This window comes from Dyella sp. SG609, assembly GCF_012275375.1.
Lineage (GTDB): Bacteria > Pseudomonadota > Gammaproteobacteria > Xanthomonadales > Rhodanobacteraceae > Dyella_D > Dyella_D marensis.
On record NZ_JAAZQJ010000002.1, the window covers coordinates 63,121 to 82,543 of the forward strand.

The 19,423-nt window shown below is 67.6% G+C and carries 16 protein-coding genes; 2 read left to right on the forward strand and 14 right to left on the reverse strand.

Annotated elements, in window-relative coordinates:
• Nucleotides 1–37: 37 nt before the first annotated feature.
• The 10 genes from FHW85_RS03650 to FHW85_RS03695 all read right to left on the reverse strand — a co-directional run bounded on the left by FHW85_RS03650 (nucleotide 38) and on the right by FHW85_RS03695 (nucleotide 11,547).
• Entirely contained in the window at nucleotides 38–1,258 is a 1,221-nt protein-coding gene (locus FHW85_RS03650; protein ID WP_167257336.1) for a glycerophosphodiester phosphodiesterase family protein, read from the reverse strand.
• A 324-nt stretch (nucleotides 1,259–1,582) separates the two neighbouring features.
• Complete coding sequence (locus FHW85_RS03655; RefSeq protein WP_168647376.1) at nucleotides 1,583–1,828, reverse strand: hypothetical protein; 246 nt, start codon at nucleotides 1,826–1,828, stop codon at nucleotides 1,583–1,585.
• Nucleotides 1,829–1,841: 13 nt separating this feature from the next.
• Nucleotides 1,842–3,008: an ROK family transcriptional regulator gene (locus FHW85_RS03660; protein ID WP_167257334.1), complete on the reverse strand. Its 1,167-nt coding sequence runs from the start codon at nucleotides 3,006–3,008 to the stop codon at nucleotides 1,842–1,844.
• 4 nt (nucleotides 3,009–3,012) lie between these two features.
• Nucleotides 3,013–3,834, reverse strand: coding sequence for an inositol monophosphatase family protein (locus FHW85_RS03665; RefSeq protein ID WP_168647377.1), 822 nt, complete (start codon nucleotides 3,832–3,834; stop codon nucleotides 3,013–3,015).
• A complete protein-coding gene (gene ugpC, locus FHW85_RS03670) occupies nucleotides 3,831–4,913 on the reverse strand; it encodes a sn-glycerol-3-phosphate ABC transporter ATP-binding protein UgpC (protein WP_343203665.1) in 1,083 nt (360 codons plus the stop codon). Before ugpC ends, FHW85_RS03665 begins: the two co-directional genes overlap by 4 nt.
• Entirely contained in the window at nucleotides 4,910–5,800 is an 891-nt protein-coding gene (locus FHW85_RS03675; protein ID WP_167257331.1) for an ABC transporter permease subunit, read from the reverse strand. Before FHW85_RS03675 ends, ugpC begins: the two co-directional genes overlap by 4 nt.
• A complete protein-coding gene (locus FHW85_RS03680; protein WP_168647379.1) occupies nucleotides 5,797–6,690 on the reverse strand; it encodes an ABC transporter permease subunit in 894 nt (297 codons plus the stop codon). The genes FHW85_RS03675 and FHW85_RS03680 overlap by 4 nt, the downstream gene beginning before the upstream one ends.
• Entirely contained in the window at nucleotides 6,687–8,015 is a 1,329-nt protein-coding gene (locus FHW85_RS03685; protein WP_168647380.1) for an extracellular solute-binding protein, read from the reverse strand. The genes FHW85_RS03680 and FHW85_RS03685 overlap by 4 nt, the downstream gene beginning before the upstream one ends.
• Nucleotides 8,012–8,722, reverse strand: coding sequence for a DUF1868 domain-containing protein (locus FHW85_RS03690; protein WP_167257328.1), 711 nt, complete (start codon nucleotides 8,720–8,722; stop codon nucleotides 8,012–8,014). Before FHW85_RS03690 ends, FHW85_RS03685 begins: the two co-directional genes overlap by 4 nt.
• Nucleotides 8,723–8,781: 59 nt before the next feature.
• Entirely contained in the window at nucleotides 8,782–11,547 is a 2,766-nt protein-coding gene (locus tag FHW85_RS03695) for a TonB-dependent receptor (RefSeq protein WP_168647381.1), read from the reverse strand.
• Nucleotides 11,548–11,846: 299 nt separating this feature from the next.
• Between FHW85_RS03695 and FHW85_RS03700 the strand changes: the two genes are divergently transcribed.
• Complete coding sequence (locus tag FHW85_RS03700; protein ID WP_168647382.1) at nucleotides 11,847–12,869, forward strand: levansucrase; 1,023 nt, start codon at nucleotides 11,847–11,849, stop codon at nucleotides 12,867–12,869.
• A gap of 51 nt (nucleotides 12,870–12,920) precedes the next feature.
• A complete protein-coding gene (locus FHW85_RS03705; RefSeq protein WP_168647383.1) occupies nucleotides 12,921–14,141 on the forward strand; it encodes an SGNH/GDSL hydrolase family protein in 1,221 nt (406 codons plus the stop codon).
• Nucleotides 14,142–14,182: 41 nt separating this feature from the next.
• Here the strand turns inward: FHW85_RS03705 and FHW85_RS03710 are convergent, their stop codons facing one another.
• The 4 genes from FHW85_RS03710 to FHW85_RS03725 form a co-directional block, all read right to left on the reverse strand.
• Complete coding sequence (locus FHW85_RS03710; protein WP_167257324.1) at nucleotides 14,183–14,677, reverse strand: RidA family protein; 495 nt, start codon at nucleotides 14,675–14,677, stop codon at nucleotides 14,183–14,185.
• 23 nt (nucleotides 14,678–14,700) lie between these two features.
• Nucleotides 14,701–15,147 (reverse strand): cytochrome c, encoded by a 447-nt coding sequence (locus tag FHW85_RS03715; protein ID WP_208399853.1) that lies wholly within the window; start codon nucleotides 15,145–15,147, stop codon nucleotides 14,701–14,703.
• Complete coding sequence (locus FHW85_RS03720) at nucleotides 15,144–16,721, reverse strand: flavin monoamine oxidase family protein (RefSeq protein WP_168647697.1); 1,578 nt, start codon at nucleotides 16,719–16,721, stop codon at nucleotides 15,144–15,146. The genes FHW85_RS03715 and FHW85_RS03720 overlap by 4 nt, the downstream gene beginning before the upstream one ends.
• A 129-nt stretch (nucleotides 16,722–16,850) precedes the next feature.
• Nucleotides 16,851–19,283 (reverse strand): TonB-dependent receptor, encoded by a 2,433-nt coding sequence (locus FHW85_RS03725; RefSeq protein WP_243868176.1) that lies wholly within the window; start codon nucleotides 19,281–19,283, stop codon nucleotides 16,851–16,853.
• Nucleotides 19,284–19,423 lie beyond the last annotated feature (140 nt).

Genomic DNA, 19,423 nt, shown 5'->3' on the forward strand with positions numbered 1-19,423 from the left:
CCGCACTCCGCGGCCTGGTCAGTCAGGCCGGGTCAGATCAGTTGCACAGATCGCGCTGGAAATCCGAGAGCGAACTGCTCCACTGCGAGTGGTTCATGTCGCCCATGATGTCGATGATGACGTAGTCGGGATTGGCGCTGTTGACGAAGTTCTGCTTGGCCTGGCGTGCGTTGAAGTTGAATCCGGCAGCGCGCGGATCGGTGGACTGCCAGGTGTAGTACTTGCAGGAGCCGCCCTCGCGCCGGCCCGCATCGGGGTTCGGCACGATGGACATGGTCTGGCGGCCGTTGTGCCGCGCCCAGTTGATCGCTTCCCACGCGGCCTTGGTGGCATTGGAGTCGTTCCACGGCACGCTGGCGCTGACGATCGGCATCTGGGCGGCGTTGTCGTTGTGCTGCGCCTGGGCGCCGGCCCAGCAGCCCAGGAAGTCCGGGATGCTCAGCCAGGTCTGGAACGCGGCGATGCCGCGGTCGTCGTTTTCGGCCTCGGGGTCGTTCGAGTAGGCGGTCAGCTCGCCATCGTTGATCTGCGGAATGATCTTCAGCCCGTTCAGATGGTTATGCCAGGCGTATTGGTAGCAGGTGTCCGCGCCGTTATAGCGAGTGTCGTTGAACAGCGCCTTGCTGGCGAAGAACTTCAGGTAGACCGAATTCCTGGCGCCGCGGGATGCCCAGTTCTGGACGATCTGGCCGGCCTTTTGCAGGATGTTCGGGTCCTGGATGTCGAGGATGATCATGAAGTCCCTGCTGCGCAGGATGTCGCCTCGATTGGCATTCAAGTAGCCCAGCAGGCCGTCCAGCGTCTGCATGTACGAGCTGAAGTCGCCGTCCGCGCCCCAGTTCACGATCTGGCCGTTCTTGCCGTAGACCTTGAGCTTGGTGTTCTGCCAATGATGCGCGTTGTCCTTGTCCACCCAGTGGGCGCCCGGCGGCCTGCCGCTCAGCGCACCGTCGATCGGGTTGTAGTTGCCGCCGGCGAAATCGTCGCGGGTGGTGCGATTGGCGATCTGGTCGTGCGTCACCATGACCTGGCCATCGGAGGAAAGCCGCAGATCGAGCTCGACGCCCTTGAGCCCCATGTCGTAGGCGCGCTGAATGGCGAAAAAGGAGTTTTCCGGCAGATTCCAGCGATCGGTGGCGTCGTGAAAGATGCCGCGATGGGCCACCAGATGCGAGGCCGAGGCCAGGCTGGGCGCGAGCAGCGCCGTGGCAACGGCGGCCATCAGGCATTTGCTGAACTTATTGAGCGAAAGCTTCATAAACGAACGAACTCCAGTCGGTGGATAACGGTTGAAGGTTGGTTTTCGGTCGGGCATCGGTAAAACCAGGCACGCGGACGCCCGCAACGGCGCGAAGCGTCGAAGTTCGATTTCGATAAGCGGGTGGACATCCTTGTCCTAATGTTTTGTGGCGGCCGTCATGCCCGTTCGGGCCGCTTTGCGGTACTCGATTTACGTGAGGCGGCTAGAAGCCTCGCGATTAATTCGGGTGGCGATTCCTTTAATTGTGACGAGCTTTACTGCGCAGCTATTGAGCGTTTGGAAGGTGGCTTAATTACGCGGCCGGCGACATGTCCAATCAGGTCAATATCTGCTTTGAAGCGGAAATTGCGGAGAGATGCTCAAGCGCTGTTTCTGGTCCGCGCCGTCGCTGGAAAATGTCATAATCGCGCCGCGTTGAATTCCTGGTGCAATGTCTTCTTCCGGGCCATCAATGGCCTGATGGAATATCGGTAAAACAAAAAACCTCAAGCCCGTCATTCCGGCCTGCGCCGGAATGACGCCTTGTAGCAAGTGGCCGGCCACCGCGCCATGCGCGATGGCAGCCATCGGCTCTACGTATTCACTCGAACAGCCGCTCCTTCAGCGGCACCAGCGCGGCACCGATCGCCGACGCATCGCCATTGGTTTCGGCCAGCACCAGCCTGGGGCGGTCGGGCCCCATGCCATAGCGATGGATCTCCAGAAAACAGGCGCGTTCGATCAGCATGCGGCCCAGCGGCAACGGCAACTGGCCGCCGAACACGATGGCTTCCGGATCGAACAGCCCGGCCAGCGCATTGATGGTGCGGTTGAGCGCGGGCAGGCTGCGCTGGATCCAGCGCTCCACGCCGGGCCAGGTGGGATCGAAGCGCTGGCGCAGATCCTCCACCGAATCCACCATCACGCCGTGGGCCCGCAGCTCGTCCATCAGCGAGCGCAGGGTAGGGCGGTGCATGGCTTCCTCGGTGGTGAACAAGGTGAGCTCGCCGGCATTGCCATGCGTGCCGAACAGGGGCTTGCCGTCGAGCACGATGCCCGCGCCGAAACCGTAGTTGAAGGCGAGGTAGGCGAAGTTGCGCGCCCACAAGCCGGCACCCAGCAGGCTTTCGCCGATGGCGGCGGTGGTGGCGTTGTTTTCCAGCCATACCGGCAGGCGCAAGGCCTCTTCCAGGATCGGCGCCAGCTCGATCAGCGACCAGTCCTGCAGCGGCTCGGAGGCATTGACCTGGCTGCGGCCGGCGATAAAGAAACCGGCGATCGCCACACCGGCGCCGATCAGGCGCTCGCGCGCCACGCCGTTGCGCGCCAGCATGCGCTCCAGCGCATCGACGATGGCGGCCAGCGAGGCCTTTCGATGCGTGGGCGGCGTGCGGATATGCACCTCTTCCAGCACGCGGCAGCCCAGGTCGGCCAGGCACAGCGTGATCGAATCGGTATTGATCGAGATGCCCACGCTGCAGGCCGCCTCGCGCACCAGTTCGATGCGCGGGCTGGGCTGGCCGCGCCCGTTGGGGATGGCGGCGCCGGCGCGCAGCAGGCCGCGCTCGATCAGCTGTTCGACCAGGCGATGCACCGATTGCTGGGCCAGATCGGTCTCGGCGGCGATAGCCGCGCGCGCGATCGCGTCATGGCGGCGCACGATGTTCAGGATCATGCGTTCGCTCGGCGACAGCGCCAGTTCGCCCGGAGGTTTCGCGCGCGGCGCCTTCGCCGCGGTGCCTGCCGATTTTTTCCTGGTGGTGCTCATGGCCTCAACCGACCTCCGGATGCGATAAACGTGGCGCGCCCTGGGCATGGCCGCCGGCCAGCAGGATAGACCAGCAGGGCATGGCTGCCTGCATCAAGGCCGGCGTGCCCGCGGCGACACTCACCGTGCCCGCCTCGGCGGAAACGGTGGATTCGACCAGCAGCCCGGCTTCGCGGCACAGCGCCATGCCGGCGGCGATGTCCCAGGTGTGGGTGCGATCCTCGAAGTAGCCATCGATATAGCCGAGCGCCGCGAAGCCCAGGCCCACGCTGGCGCAGCGATAGCGGGCGCAGGTCCACTGGTGCTGCCGCAGATGCGCCTCGAGCGCCGCCGTCTGCGCGACATCCCAGCGCGCATTGCCGCCGATCGCCGCCACGCGCACCTCGGGAAACGGCACCGAGCGCCTGGCCGGCTTGCCGCCGACGAACAGGCCCAGGCCCGCGGCGGCGGCCAGGCTCATGCCCAGCGCGGGATAGCAGATGGCGCCGACGACGGGCTCGCCATCGCGCACATATGCCACGGCCACGCCCCACAACGGCGAGCCGCGCAGGAAATGGCTGGTGCCGTCGATGGGGTCCAGCACCCAGCCGCAGGCAGCCGCCTCGCCGCCAAGCTCCTCGCCGACGATGGCTTCGCCGGGGACGTGCAGGGCCAGCTCGTCGCGCAACCGGCGCTCCACCGCCGTGTCCGCCTCGCTGGCGAAATCCATGCGTCCCTTGCTGCTGGCGGCCAGCTGTTCGCGCGCGCCGAAATAGCGGCGGGCGAGCTGGCCGCCGCTTTCGGCCACGCGCATGGCGAGGGTCAGGCGCGCCGGCAGGCCGATCATGCGGCGGTCTCCGCGCCATCGCCGGGGAGGCGTTCGCCGGTGGCCGGATCGAAGCGGCGGATCGCGGCCGGCGGGAAGCCCAGGCACAGCATCTCGCCGGGTCGATACGGGCGCCGGCTGCTGTCGATGGCGAGGACGCGCTGGCCGCCGATGCGCGCATAGACCACCCGATGGCTGCCGAGATCTTCCACCGCTTCCAGCGTGGCGGCGATGCCGCCCGGCACGTCCAGCACGATCGCCTCCGGGCGGATGCCGAGCACCACCGGCATCGCCTGGCCGGCGTGCTGGCGCATGCGCAGCCGGCCGCCGTGCTCGATGACGGCGTGATCGCCTTCGTGCCACGCGTCCAGCATGTTCATCGGCGGCGTGCCGATAAAGCCGGCGACGTACGCCGTGCGCGGCTGGTGATAGAGCGCCATCGGCGTATCGGCCTGCTCGACGCGCCCCTGGTTCAGCAGTACCACGCGGTCGGCCAGGGTCATCGCTTCCACCTGGTCGTGCGTGACGAAGATCGTGGTGGCGCCGATCTCGTCGTGCAGCCGGCGCAGCTCCACGCGCATGTCGTGGCGCAGCTTGGCATCGAGATTGGACAGCGGCTCGTCGAACAGCAGCACGCGCTGGCGGCGCGCGATGGCGCGGCCGATGGCGACGCGCTGGCGCTGGCCGCCGGACAGCTGCGCCGGCTTGCGTTCGAGCAGGTCGCGCAGGCCCAGCAGCTGCGCCGCCTCGCCGATGCGCCGCTCCCGCTCGGCGCGTTCGAGGCCGGCCAGCTTGAGCGCGTAGCCGATGTTGTCGCGCACGCTCATATGCGGATAGAGCGCGTAATTCTGGAAAACCATGGCGCAACCGCGGTCCTGCGGCGCCATCCGCGTCACGTCGGCGCCGCCGATGCTCACCGTGCCGTGCTCGGCTTCCTCCAGGCCGGCAATCACCCGCAGCAGGGTCGACTTGCCGCAGCCGGACGCGCCGAGCACCACGGTGAACGCCCCTGCGGCAAATTCGAGATCGAGCCGGTCGATGACCGCGCGCTGGCCGTAGCGCTTGCACAGGCCGCGCACCTGGATGGCCGCGCCGCTCACTTGCCCGCTCCGGTCACGCCGCGCACGAACCAGCGCTGGGTCAGGCCGATCACCAGCAGCGGCGGCGCCAGCGCGATCAGCGCGGCCGCCATCACCAGGTTCCATTCCGGCGGCTGGCCCGTTTCGGTGGGCAGGAAGCTGGCGATGCCAAGCGCGATGGTGCGCATCTCAGGGCGGCTGGTGGCGACGAGAGGCCACATGTAGTCCTTCCAGGTAGTGAGAAACACGATGGTGCCGAGCGCGGCGAAATTCGCCTTCGACAGGGGCAGCAGGATGTCGACGAAGAAGCGCCATGCGCCGGCGCCGTCCATGCGCGCCGCCTCGGCGAGCTCCGCCGGCACGGTGAGGTAGAACTGGCGGAACAGAAAGGTGCCGGTGGCCGAGGCCATCAGCGGCAGCGACAGGCCGGCATAGCTGTCGAGCAGGTTCAGCGACACGCGCAGGTGCAGTCCGGTGCAGGCCGCGAGCACCGCGCGCAGCGGTTCGAGCAGATCGGAGGCCACGGCGTAAGTGGGCACGATGCGCACTTCCAGCGGCAGCAGCAGCGTGGCGAAGATGCCCCAGAACACCACGTGGCGCATGCGCGAGCGGAAGTACACCACCGCGAATGCGCTGGTCGAAGCCAGCGCCAGTTTGCCGGCCACCACGATCAGCGCCACCACCAGGCTGTTCAGCAGCATGTGCCCGATATCGGCGCGATGCAGCACCGCGGCGAGGTTCTCCAGCAGATGCCCGCCCGGCGCCAGCGCCAGGCCGTGCAGCAGGATCTGCCGGCTGGTCACCGAGGCCGAGCACAGCGCCAGGTAGAGCGGCCCCAGCGCAAACACCAGACTGAGCATCAGCAGCAGCAAGGTGAGCAGCTTCAGTACGGGATGGCGTTCGATCACCGGAAGCCCTCCTGCCGCGCGCGGCGTTCCATGGCCGCGAACTGCGCCGCGATGGCGGCAAGCAGCAGGAGCATCAACAGCATCGACAGCGCCGAGGAGCCGGACAGGTCCAGCCCGACGAAGCCGTCGCGATAGGCCCGGTAGGCCAGGATGCCGGTGGCGCCGCCCGGGCCGCCCTGCGTCATGGTGTCGACGATGGCGAAACTGTTGGTGATGGAATCGACCAGGTTCATGGTCGCGACGAAGAACAGCTGCGGGCGGATCATCGGGATCTGGATATCGAGCAGCCGGCGCAGCGGCCCGGCGCCGTCGATCGCCGCCGCGGCCAGATAGTCGGCGGGAATCGAACGCAGCGCCGCCACCAGCACGATGAAGTCGAACGGAATCTGCGTCCAGGCAAAGGCGGCCACCACCAGGGCCATGGCCTGCGCGCCATCCAGATGCGGCTGCCAGACATGCGGCCACAGCCGGTTGAGGTAAGCCATCGGCCCGATGCCCGGGCTGGCGGCGGCGCGCAGGATCACGCCCAGCACGGAGCCGGCGACGGCGTACGGCCAGATCAGCAGATAGCGGAACAGCTTGCCGCTGCGGCGATGGAATTCCACCATCCATGCCAGCGCCAGCGCGGCCGCCACCGACAAGGCGACACCGCACAGCGAAAACACGGCGGTGCTGAGCAGCGATGCGTAGAGGCTGGCGTCGCCCAGTTCACGCCGGTAGTTGTCCAGGCCGACGAAGCGCGTGCAATGGCCGAACGGGCACTCCAGGTGCAAGGACCACCACAGCCCCTTCCAGCTCGGCCAATAGAAGAACCACGCGATCAGCACCAGCTGGGGCAGGCCGAGCGCCAAGGGCATCCAGCGGCCGTGGAAGCGCGCGCTGGTCTTCATGGCTGGCTCCGTGCCGTGCCGGCATAGGTGGCCTGGAAGCGCGCGAGCAGCAGATTGCCGCGCGCCTGCGCATGCGCAAGGGCGTCGTCCATGCTTTGCCGCCCGGCCAGGGCGCGCTGCACTTCCTCCTGCCAGATCAGCCGGAACAGCGACATGAAGCCCAGCCGCGCGCCGGCGCTGTAGGCATTGCCGGGCAGGGCCATCGAGGCCAGGCCGACGCGGATGGCGGCCGGCTCGCCCAGCGGCGAGGCTTCCAGCTGCCGCTGCGCCTCGCGCGTGAGCGGCAGATAGCCGGTGCGCGCGGAGAACAGCCGTTGCTGCCGCGGCTCGCGCAGATACGCCAGAAACCGCGCCGCCGCCGGATAGACGGCGGCAGGCTTGCCCTTGAATACCCATAGCGACGAGCCGCCGATGGTATTGCCGTAGCGGGCGGCGCCGGCATACGCCGGCAAGGGCCCGACCTCGGCGTCGACGATGCCGGCCTTGAGCACGATGGCATACGAGCCGGTGGAGTCGAGCGACAGCGCGCATTCGCCATCGGCAAAGGCCAGGGGCTGATCGCCGGCATGCGTCAGCACCGCGGGCAGCAGCAGCCCTTGCGCATGCCAGCGCGCCACGTCGCGCATGTAGCGGCGGTGGATGCCGTCGGCAAACGCATAGCGCGCGGCAAGACCGTCGCGCCCATTGCCGGCGCTGGCGATCGGCGCACCGGCCGCGGCATTGACCTGGTCCAGCATCTTCCAGGGCGTGAAGTCGGCGACGGCGGGGCAGCTTTCGCCATGCGCCTTGAGCGCCCGCAGGGCCTGCTCGAACGCTTCCCAGGTCCGCGGCAGCCCGGGAATGCCGGCTGCCGCGAGCTTGCCGCGGTTGCCGTACAGCACCAGGGTGGAGGTGCCGAACGGCTGCGAGAACAGGCGGCCGTCCGCGGCGGCATAGTAGCGGCGGATGCCGTCCAGGTAATCGGCGTCGTCGACGGCCTGGCCGTTGTCCTTCATCAGCGCATCCACCGGGTAGATGGCTTCGCTGTGCAGCATGTCGGCGGTGCCGATGTCGTAGATCTCCACCAGCGCGGGGGGCTGGCCGGCGCGATAGGCCGCCACTGCCTTGCGCAGGGTCTGCTCGTAGGTGCCTTGCGACAGGCAATGCACGTGGTCCTGCGGGTGGGTCGCGTTGAAACCGTCGCAGAGCTCGTCGATGGCCTGCGCGTACAGGCCGCCATGCGCATACCAGAATTCGACCTCCGCGGCCCGGCCGGCCAGCGGCGCCGCGGCGGCGAGCGCCCACAGCGCGCAGGCAAGCCGGCGTGCGGCCGCGCGGCCGATCATGCGCCGTGCTCCTGCCGCCGCAGCAGGAAACGATTGTCGAAAGCCAGCATGTCGTTGAACGTGCAGAACTCCGGGGCGCCAAGCGCGATGACGCCGAGCGGCGCCACCAGCTCGCTGTACAGCTGGCTATGCACCGCCAGGGCCTGCTTCACCGCATCCAGGCTCAGCAGCTTGATGAGATAGGAGTGCGTGATGTGGAACGCATAGCTGTCGTGCCACGGCGTGCGCATGCCCAGGTGCTGCGCCAGGCGATCGCGCAGCCCGCGCAGCTTGTGCGCTTCCGCGGCATCGGCCGGCACCAGGCGCATCGCGCCGATCATCAGCTGCTGGCCGGGTTCGTCGAGCTTCATGCGCAGGGGCAGCTCGCAGCCCAGGTCGAACGCGCGCAGCTTGCCGTCCATATGGCGCGTGCATTGGGCCATCGTCGCATTGAGCGGCAGCGCCGCCGGCCAGCGCTCGCGGGTGCGGGCAAGATCGTTGGCACCCTCGAATACCGTCATGTGGTAGCTCTCCGGCGGCAGCGTCGCCAGGGCGTCGGCATGGGGAGCGGCGCCGATCCGGTCGCGCACGGCGGTCAGCGCATCCGACAGCGGCGTGAACAGCGGCACGTGGCAGAGCAGCGTGTTGCCCGGAAAGCGCAGCACATGGCCGTGCGCATCGAACTTCTGGTCCAGGTGGGTAAGCGGCTGGTGGTACTTGCTGAGCATGATGAGTGTCTGCCGGGGTGGCTGGAGAAGCCGATGGCTTCAGGCGGCGCGGAGCGCGTTCACAGCGAATGCGGGGTGTACTTCACGCCCACCCAGTAGGTACGGCCGATCGAGAAGCTGTCCTTCAGCAGGTCGTGCGCCCGCCCGGTGACGCTGGTCACCGGCGAGCGGGTGAGGTTGGCGATCTCGAAGAAGGTCTGCACATCGCTGCCGACGTTGCGGTACAGGCGCAGGTCGATCTCCTTGCGCGCCTTCCAGTACACGTCCTGGCTGGGCAGGGCGCTGTCGACCAGGCGCAGGCTGCGCGAGGTCCAGTGATAGCCCAGGTCCACGCCGGTGCCGCCGCGGTGGTAGAACACGCTGAAGTTGCGGATCTGGCCGGGCTGGTTCACCAGGCCGTCGATGACGCGCGTGGCGCCCGACGAGGTGACGGCGTCCAGGCGTCCGCGCAGGAAGGTCGCGTTGCCGCTGTAGCCGGCGCCGGCCAGCCAGGGCGCGAGCCACTCCAGGCTGCCGTTGGCGAAGTTGAGTTCCGCGCCATTGAGCTGCGAGCGCGAGGCATTCATCGGCTGCGCAATGGCGGCGATGCGGTCGGCACCGCCGAAGAACACGCTGCCGACGCTGTTGAGGGTGTAGATCTCGTCGCTGATCCGCTTGTGGAACAGCGCCGCCGACAACAGGCTGTCGTGCGGCAGGAACCATTCCGCCGAGCTGTCCAGGTTGAGCGACTGGCGCGGCTTGATCGCCGGATTGCCGCGCGTCACGCCGATGCTGCCGTCGGTGTTCTGGCTATAGGTGGTGTTGGGCGCGTAGGCGTCGTAGGTCGGCCGGCCGATGGTCTTGCTGGCGGCAAGCTTCAGGCGCACGGCGTCGGTGGCGTTGAAGACCAGCGAGGCGGCGGGCAGGGTGAAGCGGTACTGCGAGCGCAGGGTCTGCGGCTGCCATTGCGTCGCGCCGCCCACGATCTGCCGCACGTTGCCGGTGGTCGACAGCCAGGTGTCGTCCTGGCGCAGTCCGGCCAGCACGCTCAGGCGTTCGGTCTTGTAGCTGCCCATGAGGTACGCGGCGGCGGTGTCCTCGGCATGGGAGTAATTGCCCTGCAGGCTGTTGGCGGCATTGCTGGCGTAAGCGGCGGCATGCGTGCTGGCCGCCAGCTGCGCCCAGGACTGGCGCGGGTCGATCTGCAGGAAGGGCAGGTTGCTGCCGGGCAGCGTCCCGCCGATGCTGCCGGCGCCGGCCAGCGTGTCGCCGGGCGACGTGGCGACGAACTGCTGGTAGAACTCGTTGTAGCGATGTTGCAGCCGGCGCGCATCGACGCCGGCGGCGTAACCGAAGCCGCGGGCGTCGCCGTCCAGGTTCTGGCGGAAATCCAGCTTCAGGTCGCCGACGCTGTCGTCGATGCTGATGGTGTCGTGGCGCCAGTACACCGCATTGAAGTTGTTGAGGTCGGCGAAGCCGGCCGGATTGGCCAGGCTGACGCCGGGCAGGAAACCCGAGGTGTCGTAGCTCATGGCCAGGCCGGGCGTGCCAGTGATCGCCACGCCGCCGGCGCCGTTGTACTTGAATGCGCCGTAGGCGTACTTGCTCAGGGCGACGGGATTGCGGTCGCTCGCGGAGGAATACGAGGCGCGCGCGGACAGCAGCTTGTCTTCGCCGATATGCCAGTCGAAACCGCTCTGGGCGAAGCGGTCCTCGCGCTTGAGCGTGCCCTGCATCCGGCCGACCTCCGCTTCGCCGCGCGCGAAGGCGCCGGTGCTGGCGGTCTGGCCGAGCACGGGATTGGGGCCGGTGGAGCGGCTGTCGTCCAGGAACACTTCGTTGCGAGAGGAATGGACTGCCTCGGCGTTGGCGCCGAACGACAGGAAGCCATACAGGTCCGGCGCGAACTGCGCCTCCAGCTTGCCGTCCAGGCCCTTGCGCTGCAGGTTCTCCGGAAAGCGCCAGTACTTGAACTGCTGCGGCACCGGGATCCCGTTGCCGAAGGCGGGGCCGCCGGTGGCCGGATTGTTGGCGTTGGCGCCGTTGGCGCCGTAGTAGTTGTAGAAAATGTTGTCGCTGGTCATGCGGCCCAGCGAATACAGATTGCGGTTTTCGACGTTGGCCGCGAGCACCAGGCCCAGCCTGTGGTCCGGGCCGAACGTGGCGCTGAATACCGCATCGCCTTTCCGCCCCAGGCCCTGGTTCGCCGACAAGGCCTTGCCGGTGCCGGTCGCGTGGCCGAGTGCCGCCGTCACGCTGGCATAGGTGCGCCCCTGATGGTCGAACGCGCTGCGCGTGACGATATTGATCGAGCCGCCGACGGCGTTCGGGTCCTGGTCCGGCTGCCAGGTCTTGTACACGTCCACTTCCTGCACCAGCGAGGCCGGCAGCAGATCGGTCCGCACGCCGCGGCTCACCCGGTCGGTGGTCGCCATGGGCGCGCCATCGAAGCTGATGTTGTTGTAGCTGGCGTCGAGGCCGCGGATGGCGATCTGCTGCGCCTCGTCGCGGCCGTTGACGTTGTCGGAGTTGAAGCTGGCCGAGACGCCCGCCACGCGCTGCACGGCCTGCGGGATATTCAGGCTGGGCAGCGCCTGGATCTGTTCGCTGGTGGCCGCGTCCATGACGCGGTCCTGGGTCTGCTTGGCGGCGATAGCGATGCCGATCGGCGCCAGTTCGCCGCTGACCCGCACATCGGCGAGCGTCTTGGCCTTCGACTGTTCGGGCGCGGTGCCGGGCGCGGCGCCGGTTTCGCCCGCCAGGTTCACGCCCGGCAGGGCCGCCAGAATCGCCATGGCCAGCAGGGACAGCCGGCGGCCATGCGGTCGTTCGGTGTGCTTGAGCATAAGGTTCCCGTGCTTCGGATAAGGGGCGCGGCGGTGCGGTCGCCAGCGCGGACCGGGGAACAATATCACTCATCATGTGTCATATTATTTACAATCCTGGCGGACAAGGAAAAGTCCCGCTTCACCCGCACCGAGGCCTGAAAAGACCTTGAAAAATAGCTGTGTCGATGATGTGCGCAGAACCGCCTCGGAGCGGAGTGTCGCCGTCGGGCGACCGATCGCATCGCGGCCCGGGTAATTAAGTAACTTTATGAGTAATATTGCGTCGCGCAATGTCGCGCACTTCCGGGCAGGCAAGCATGGCGTTTCGCCTCGACGATCGTTGGGTATGGGATTTCTGGTTTGCGCAGGACGGCGGGCGCACGCACCTGTTCTTCCTGCAGGCGCCCAAGTCGCTTGGCGATGCGAACAAGCGCCACTGGCACGTGTCGATCGGGCACGCCGTCTCGGACGACCTGGTGAACTGGGCGGAGCAGGAAACCGCGCTGCGGCCGGCGGCATCCGCCGCGTGGGACGACTACACCACCTGGACCGGCACCGTGCTGCGGGCGCCGCAAGGGCACTGGCTGATGTTCTACACGGGGACCTCCCGCGCAGAACAAGGCCTGATCCAGCGCATCGGCCTGGCCACCTCGCCGGATCTGCGGCGCTGGGAGCGCTCACCGCGCAACCCCGTCCTGCAATTGCCCGACAACCGGCTTTACGAAACGCTGGATCGGGACGCCTGGTACGAACAGGCCTGCCGCGACCCGTGGATCTTCCCCGACCCGGACGGCCGCGGCTGGCACATGGTCTTCACCGCGCGCGAGCCGGACGGCCCGAGCATCGGCCGCGGCGTCATCGGCCACGCCACCTCCGACGACCTGGAACAATGGACGCTGCAGCCGCCACTGTTCCGTTCGCGCGTGTTCGCGCATATGGAAGTGCCGCAGATCTTCTGCTGGCAGGGGCGCTGGTATTGCCTGTTCTGCACGGCCGCGAACCTGATCGACAGCGATTACGCCCGCGGCGCGATGTCCCGGCCGATGACCGGCACGCACTACCTGATGGCGGACCATCCGCTCGGCGAGTGGCGCCTGGTGCCGGGAGATTTCCTGGTGGGCGATCCGGCCGGCAGCCTGTATGCGGGACGGGTGCTGCCGGCGCCCGATGGCGGCCTGCGTTTCATGGCCTTTCGCAAGAACGGCGCAAACGGTGCGTTCATTGGGGAGCTGTGCGATCCCATGCCGGTGACGGTCCGCGCGGACGGAACCTTGCAGGTGGATACAGCGGCCGTTCCCGCCGCTGATAGATTTTGTAATGCCGATCCGCAAATAAGTTAATCGGCTCCTTTGCTATATATCGCCGCTTTCCGGACTGGCGGGAGAGGCGGCATGCGTCATCGGTTTCTGACATGGGCTTTGGGCGCTTCGCTATGCGCGTGCACGGCCGGCGCGCTGGCCGCCGGTTCGAACCATCGCGCCTGGGTCGACGCCTGGTCCGCCGTCCCCGATACCGCCGGCCCCGCGCTGAACGACCAGACCGTGCGCCAGATCGTGCGGATCAGCGCCGGCGGCTCGGAGTTGCGCATCCGGCTGTCCAATCTGCTCGGCAATGCACCCGTTACGCTGGGCCCGGCGCATGTCGCGCTGCATGCAAGCGGCGCGGATACCGTGCCCGGCAGCGATCGCCCGCTGCTGTTTCAGGGCCAGCCCACGGTGACGATCGCCAAGGGCGAAAGCGTCTTGAGCGATCCGGTCAAGCTGGATGTGCGGGCCCTGCAGGAACTGGCGGTAAGCCTCTATGTGCCGGCCGCCGAGCAATATCGCGCTTCGACCGCGCACAATGCCGGCCAGGCCACCGCCTACATCACCGAAAGCGGCGACGCCGGTGCGGCAGCGGCATACCCAAGAGAAGAGGTGAGCGGCATGCGCTTCTTCCTCACCGACGTGGAGGTGTCCGGGCCTGCCGCCAAGTCCACGATCGTCACCTTCGGCGACTCGATCACCGACGGCGCCGGCTCCACCCAGGACGCCAACACGCGCTGGCCGGATGCCCTGGCGGAGCGCCTGCAGGCCGAGCCCAGGCTTGCATCCATCGCCGTGGCGAATGCCGGCATCGGCGGCAACCGCATCCTGCATGACGGCTACGGACCCAGCGCGCCGTCGCGCTTCGATCGCGATGCGCTGGACAAGCCGGGCGTGCGCTGGATCATCCTGCTGGAAGGCATCAACGATATCGGCGGCTCCGGCTATGCATGGGACGCCAAGGACAAGGTCTCGGCGCAGCAGCTGATCGACGGCATGCAAGCCCTGATCGACCGCGCGCACGCCCGGCACGTGAAGATCTATGGCGCCACCCTCACGCCGTATGGCGGCAACGGCTGGCCCTACCACAGCGTTGCCGGCGAGAAGACCCGCCAGGCGGTGAACGAGTGGATCCGCCACGCCGGCGCCTTCGACGGCGTGGTGGATTTCGACCAGGCCATTCGCGATCCGGCGGCTCCGGAAAAAATGCTGCCCGCCTATGACAGCGGCGATCACCTGCATCCCAGCAGCGCGGGCTACAAGGCGATGGCGCAGGCGGTGGACCTGCGCTGGTTCGGCACGCCCTAGAGGCGATAGAGGCGATAGAGGCGAGGGGCGTTCGCCGCGGCTCAAGGCCGCACGGCAATCACTTCGATCTCGACCCGGTAGCCCGGATTGCCCAGCGCCGCGATCTGGAACGCCGAGCGCGCCGGCAGCTTCGGCTGCTGCGGCGTGCCGAAGAACTGGCGGTAGCCGGCCATGAAGCCGGCGAAATCCATGTGTCCGCCATGGGCTTCGTCGCCCACCAGGAACACCTGCATCTTCACCACGTCGCCCAGCCCCAGGCCCATGCCCTTGAGCTGCTTCTCGATCGCGGTGAGCACGCCTACGGTCTGGGTCTTGGTGTCGCCATAGGCGGCCGCCGCATCCTTGGGCGCCTTCGGATCGACCACCGGCGGCACGTTGCCGCTCACGTACACGGTGGCCTTGCCGGCGGGCACTTCGACCGCGGCCGAAATGGGGAAGTCGCTGTCGGGAATCTTGTAGCGCTTCACTTCCTGCGCGGATGCCGCCGTGGCGGCGAGCAGGAGGAGGGGCAGGGTGCAGCGGATGATCTGACGCATGGGGTGCTCCTTGGGGAATGGGGTCAGCGATGCAGCGCGGCGACATCGTCGGCGCTGATGCTGTCGGTGTACCGGTTGCCGAAATGGGTGCGGATGTAATTGATCACGCCGGCGATCTGCGCATCGCTCAAGCCCGCGCCACGCAAGAAACGCTCCTCGCCTTCCGGCGGCGGCTTGAACGAGGGCATGTCGCGCCGGCCATGCAGGATCACCGCGGCCATGTATTGCGGCGACACCAGCCGCGGATTGCCGGTAAGCGCCGGATAGCTGCCGGCACCCCGCGCGCCCTTGGCGTCGGGCATGTGGCAGCCCTGGCAGATGCCGCGGAACACGGCCTCGCCGTCGGCGGCGGCGAGACGTCCGTCCGCATGTCCGGCGTTATCGGAAGACTGTCCGCGCGCCGCGCCCGCGGCGAGCAGCACGGCAGCGCCGGCCAGCGCCATCAATCGATGCCTGGTATGTCGCTTCATCCGCTGGCTCCCGTTGCGCGCGCATGGATGCGTCCGATGGCATCCAGCGCGGAAGTGACCGCCCCCTCCTGCCACGCCGGCAGGTACGAGGCATGTTCGCCGGCCAGCACGATGCGCCCGTCCAGCTGGCACAGGTTGTCGTAGTGGCGTTCGCGCGCCTCGTCGGACCACACGCCGAAGCAGCCCAGGGTGAATGGCGAGCGATGCCAGCCCACGGCGACGCCGTGCTCGAATTCATCGCGGTATTGCGGATGGATCCGGCTGCCGTAATCGACCGCCTTGCGCACCCGTTCTTCGGGCGGCATTGCGGTGAACTGATAGGCGTCCACGCCCCACATGTACGCCCCCAGCAGCACGCCCTTGCCGCCGCTGTGAAAGCCGGTGCTCGGATAGCTGATGTTGGCGATCGGCAGGTCGGTGTAGGTGATGCCGCCGTAAATCTGCTCGTCTTCTTCCCAGAAGCGCCGCTTGAACTGCAGGCCCACTTTCACCGAGGCCGCATAAGGCACCGCGGCGATCGCCTCGGCCATGGCGGCGCCGACCTTGAGCGGCAACTGGCCCAGGATCGACAGCGGGATGGTGCACACGCACCAGTCCGCGCTTGCCGTATGCGTGGCGCCCGGGGCTTCGGCGTCTTCGTAAGCCACGGTGACGCCGCGCTCGTCCTGCTCGATGGCGGTGACCTTGGCGCCGTAGCGGATCACGCTTTTCAGTTCGCGGCCGAACGCCTCGCCGATGCGGCCCATGCCGCCGACCGGCTGGAACAAGGTGGTCTGGAATTCGTAGATCTCGCCGGCCACCAGGTGCTGCCACAGGCGCGAGCCGAGCACGTCCTTCAGTTGCAGTGGCGTGGACGGCTGCGGCCTGGCGGACAGGCCGCCGCCGGCATCGCGGTCGTAGCCGCGCCGGTTGCTGCTGGCTTCGCCGCGCGCGTAGGCGAACTGCTGGTCCAGCGCGCCCCATGCGCGCAGCGATTCCAGCAGGCGTTCCTGGTCCTCCTTGCTCACGCGCTGGTCCAGCTGTCCCTGCTGCGTGCTCTTGGCCAGCAGTTCGGCCACGTGGCCGCGGTAGTCGGCGTTGATCTCGCGATAGCGCCGCGGCTTGCCGCCGAACGCATCCGCGCCGTGCAGATAGGCGTTGTGATTGACCTGGACGAACGGCTCCAATGCCACGCCGAGTCTTTTGCAATACGAGAGGATGCCGTGGTGGTGATAAGGCAGGCGCCATGGCCCGGGATTGATATACAGGCCGTCCTCGAACTGGCAGTGCTGGGTAAAGCCGCCCAGTTCGGTGAAGCGGTCGCCGCCGCGCAGCGACCAGTTGCGGCCGCCGGGACGGCGGTTGTACTCCAGCACCTGCACGCGGTAGCCGGCCTGGCGCAGCTCGTAGGCCGCCACCATGCCGGCGATGCCGGCGCCGAGCACCAGCACGGATGCGCCGCGCGGGGCGCCTTCCAGCCGCGGCGGGCCGCGGTAGGGCGATTCGGCCGCGAGGCCGAGGCTGCTCATCGCCTGGTACATCGCCGCACCGCCGGCGGCGGCGCCGATCATGCGCAGCAGGTCGCGCCGCCTCATCGAGCGCGGGCGCTCGCCGGCGGCGGAAAGATCATCTTGCATGGATCACCTCTGACGTGGATGGGGACATGCCGCGCGCACGCGGTTCGTCTCGCCCCTCCGCGCCGGCCGGGCGCGGAGGGGATGCCGTCAGAAGCGATAGGCGACCTTGCCGTACCAGTAGCGGCCGTTGAAGCCGAACGGCGACAGCGACGAGTACTGCAGGCCGTCGGCGCGGTCCTCGTACACGTTGGCCAGCGAGGCCTTGGTCGGATACTGGTTGGTGAGGTTGTCCACGCCGGCGGTGAAGGTCCACGCGTCCCACGCATAGCTGGCGGAGAGATCCAGCAGCCAGCGCGCGGCGAACTTCTGGTCCTGGCTGCCGTCGTCGGCATCGCCGCGGCGGATCACCGATCCATAGCGCGTGAGGTTGGCATGCAGCCCGAAGCCCTGCAGCTGCCAGTCGCCGCTGAACACGTACTTGGTGCGTGGCGTGGACGCGGTGAGCAGGCCTTCGCTGGCGCGGCCGAACGCGGGCGTGGAGACTTCCAGCACCTTGGTCTTGTTGTAGTTGCCGCTGGCGGTGAGGTTCAGCTTGCCCCAGTCGTCCAGGTCCATGCGGTAGTTGGTGATCAGGTCCGCGCCGCGCGTGCGCGTGGTGGCGCCGTTGACGAAGAACTGCGCGCCGGTGACCTGGCTGTTGGGGATGCTCACCGCGATCTGGTCCGAATACAGGATCGCGTCCGCCACACGGATCTGATACAGGTCCAGGGTCGCGCTGAAATCGCTCCACGGCTGCCACACCGCGCCAAGGCCGTAGTTGGTGGACTTCTCCGGCTTCAGCGCCTTGGCGCCCAGCGCGATCGCCACCGGGTCCGACGTGCGGTAGGTGCCGATCTGCGCCAGCGTGCCGTTCTGGATCAGCGTCACCACCGACTCGTAGTTCTGCTGCGCCAGCGACGGCGCGCGGAAGCCGTTGGAGGCGGTGCCGCGCAAGGCGAACGTATCGGTGAACTGGTAGCGTGCCGACAGCTTGCCCGAGCGCGTGGAACCGGCGTCGCTGTAATGCTCGTAGCGGCCGGCCAGGCCCATGGAAAGCTTGCTGGTCACGTCCGTTTCCAGATCCACGTACGCCGCCTGGCTATGCCGGCCGAACGTGCCGGCGACCTGCGGCGTCAGGCCCGGAAACACCTGCGAGCCGCCCGCGTACGGCGTGGTGGTGCCGGGAATCAGCGTGTTGGGGTCGAAGAAATAGGAATCCGGATCGCCCGCGTCGATGACATAGGTTTCCTTGCGGTATTCCGCGCCGAACGCCAGCGTGACCGGATTGGGCAGGAAGCCGACATGGATGTCCTTGCTCAGATCCAGATTCGCCACGCTCTGCTTGTTGCGGAAAGTGCCTGCGTTGAAATACGTCGGCGAATAGCCGTTGGTGTAGTACAGGTTGGTATTGACGCTGTTGGCGATGTCGAAGGCCAGGTTGTTCTCGCCGTGATCGGCGGAGAAGTCCCAGTGCCAGCCGCCCGCCGTGGTGCCGCGCAGGCCCAGTACCGCGGCGATGTCGTTGCTGTGGTTGACGATCTGCGGCAGGAAGCCGTTCGGGTAGATCGCCGGCACGTTGCGTGCCGAGTTGTAGGCGCGGTAATAGCCGTTGGAGGTGACGTCGCGCTTGCTGCCGTTGATGTAGCCGTACAGCTCGACGCCCGAGGTGATGTCGTAGCCGAAGTTCAGCAGCAGCTGATAGGTCTTTACCGCGGGGTCGCCGTAGCGCTCGTACGGAATGCCGCTGGGATTGGCGGCGCCCGCCAGCGTGGTGGTCTTGTCGCGATTCTCCGCGCGGTTGGTGTTCATGGCGTTCTGGTAGTTCCACGCCACGCGCATCCAGCCCGGCGCCTTGCTGTCGGTACCGCCCAGCGGAATGCCCATGCTGCCCTGCACGCCGTTCTGCGCGCCGTCGCCCTTGTCCATCACGCCGCCGCTGGCGGTGACGCTGTTGCCGCCCGCCGCGCCGCCGCGCTTGAGCACCACGTTGATCACGCCGGCGATGGCGTCGGAGCCGTACTGCGCCGCCGCGCCGTCGCGCAGCACTTCGATGTGATCGATGGCGGCGATGGGAATCGAGTTGAGGTCCACCGGCGCCGAGCCGCGCCCGATCGCCGAGTTGTAATTGACCAGGCTGGTGGTGTGGTACCGCTTGCCATCCACCAGCACGAGCACCTGGTCCGGCGACATGCCGCGCAGGCTGGCCGGCCGGATCGCGTCGTTGCCGTCGTTGATGGCGGGGCGGGGAAAGTCCAGCGAAGGGAGCAGGGTGCTCAGGGCGCTGGCCAGATCGGTACTGCCGGTGGCGTTGAGGTCCGCGGGGGTCAGTACGTCGATCGGTGCGAGGGATTCGGAAGCGGTGCGGTCGGTGCTGCGCGTTCCGGTGACTACGACTTGCTGGAGCTGTTTGGCTTTTTCGGGCGATGCCGCGTCGGCGGCGGGCGTTTCGTCGGCCCAGGCCACCGAGGCGGCGAGGGCATTCATACAGCAAAGAGGTAGCAGCGCGGCCGCCGGCAGGCGCCGCTTAAGTCGTTTGGTCATCAGTGGTTTCCCCGGTCAGGCAGTCAGTAGACAGGCTCCTTGCCTGGATCTTGCGTCGCAGCAATCCTCCCCAGGGCTGCGACGATTCGAGGCTAAGCGCGATTGCTGCGGCGCGTCAATATCTGGTCATTCGCGCGTCA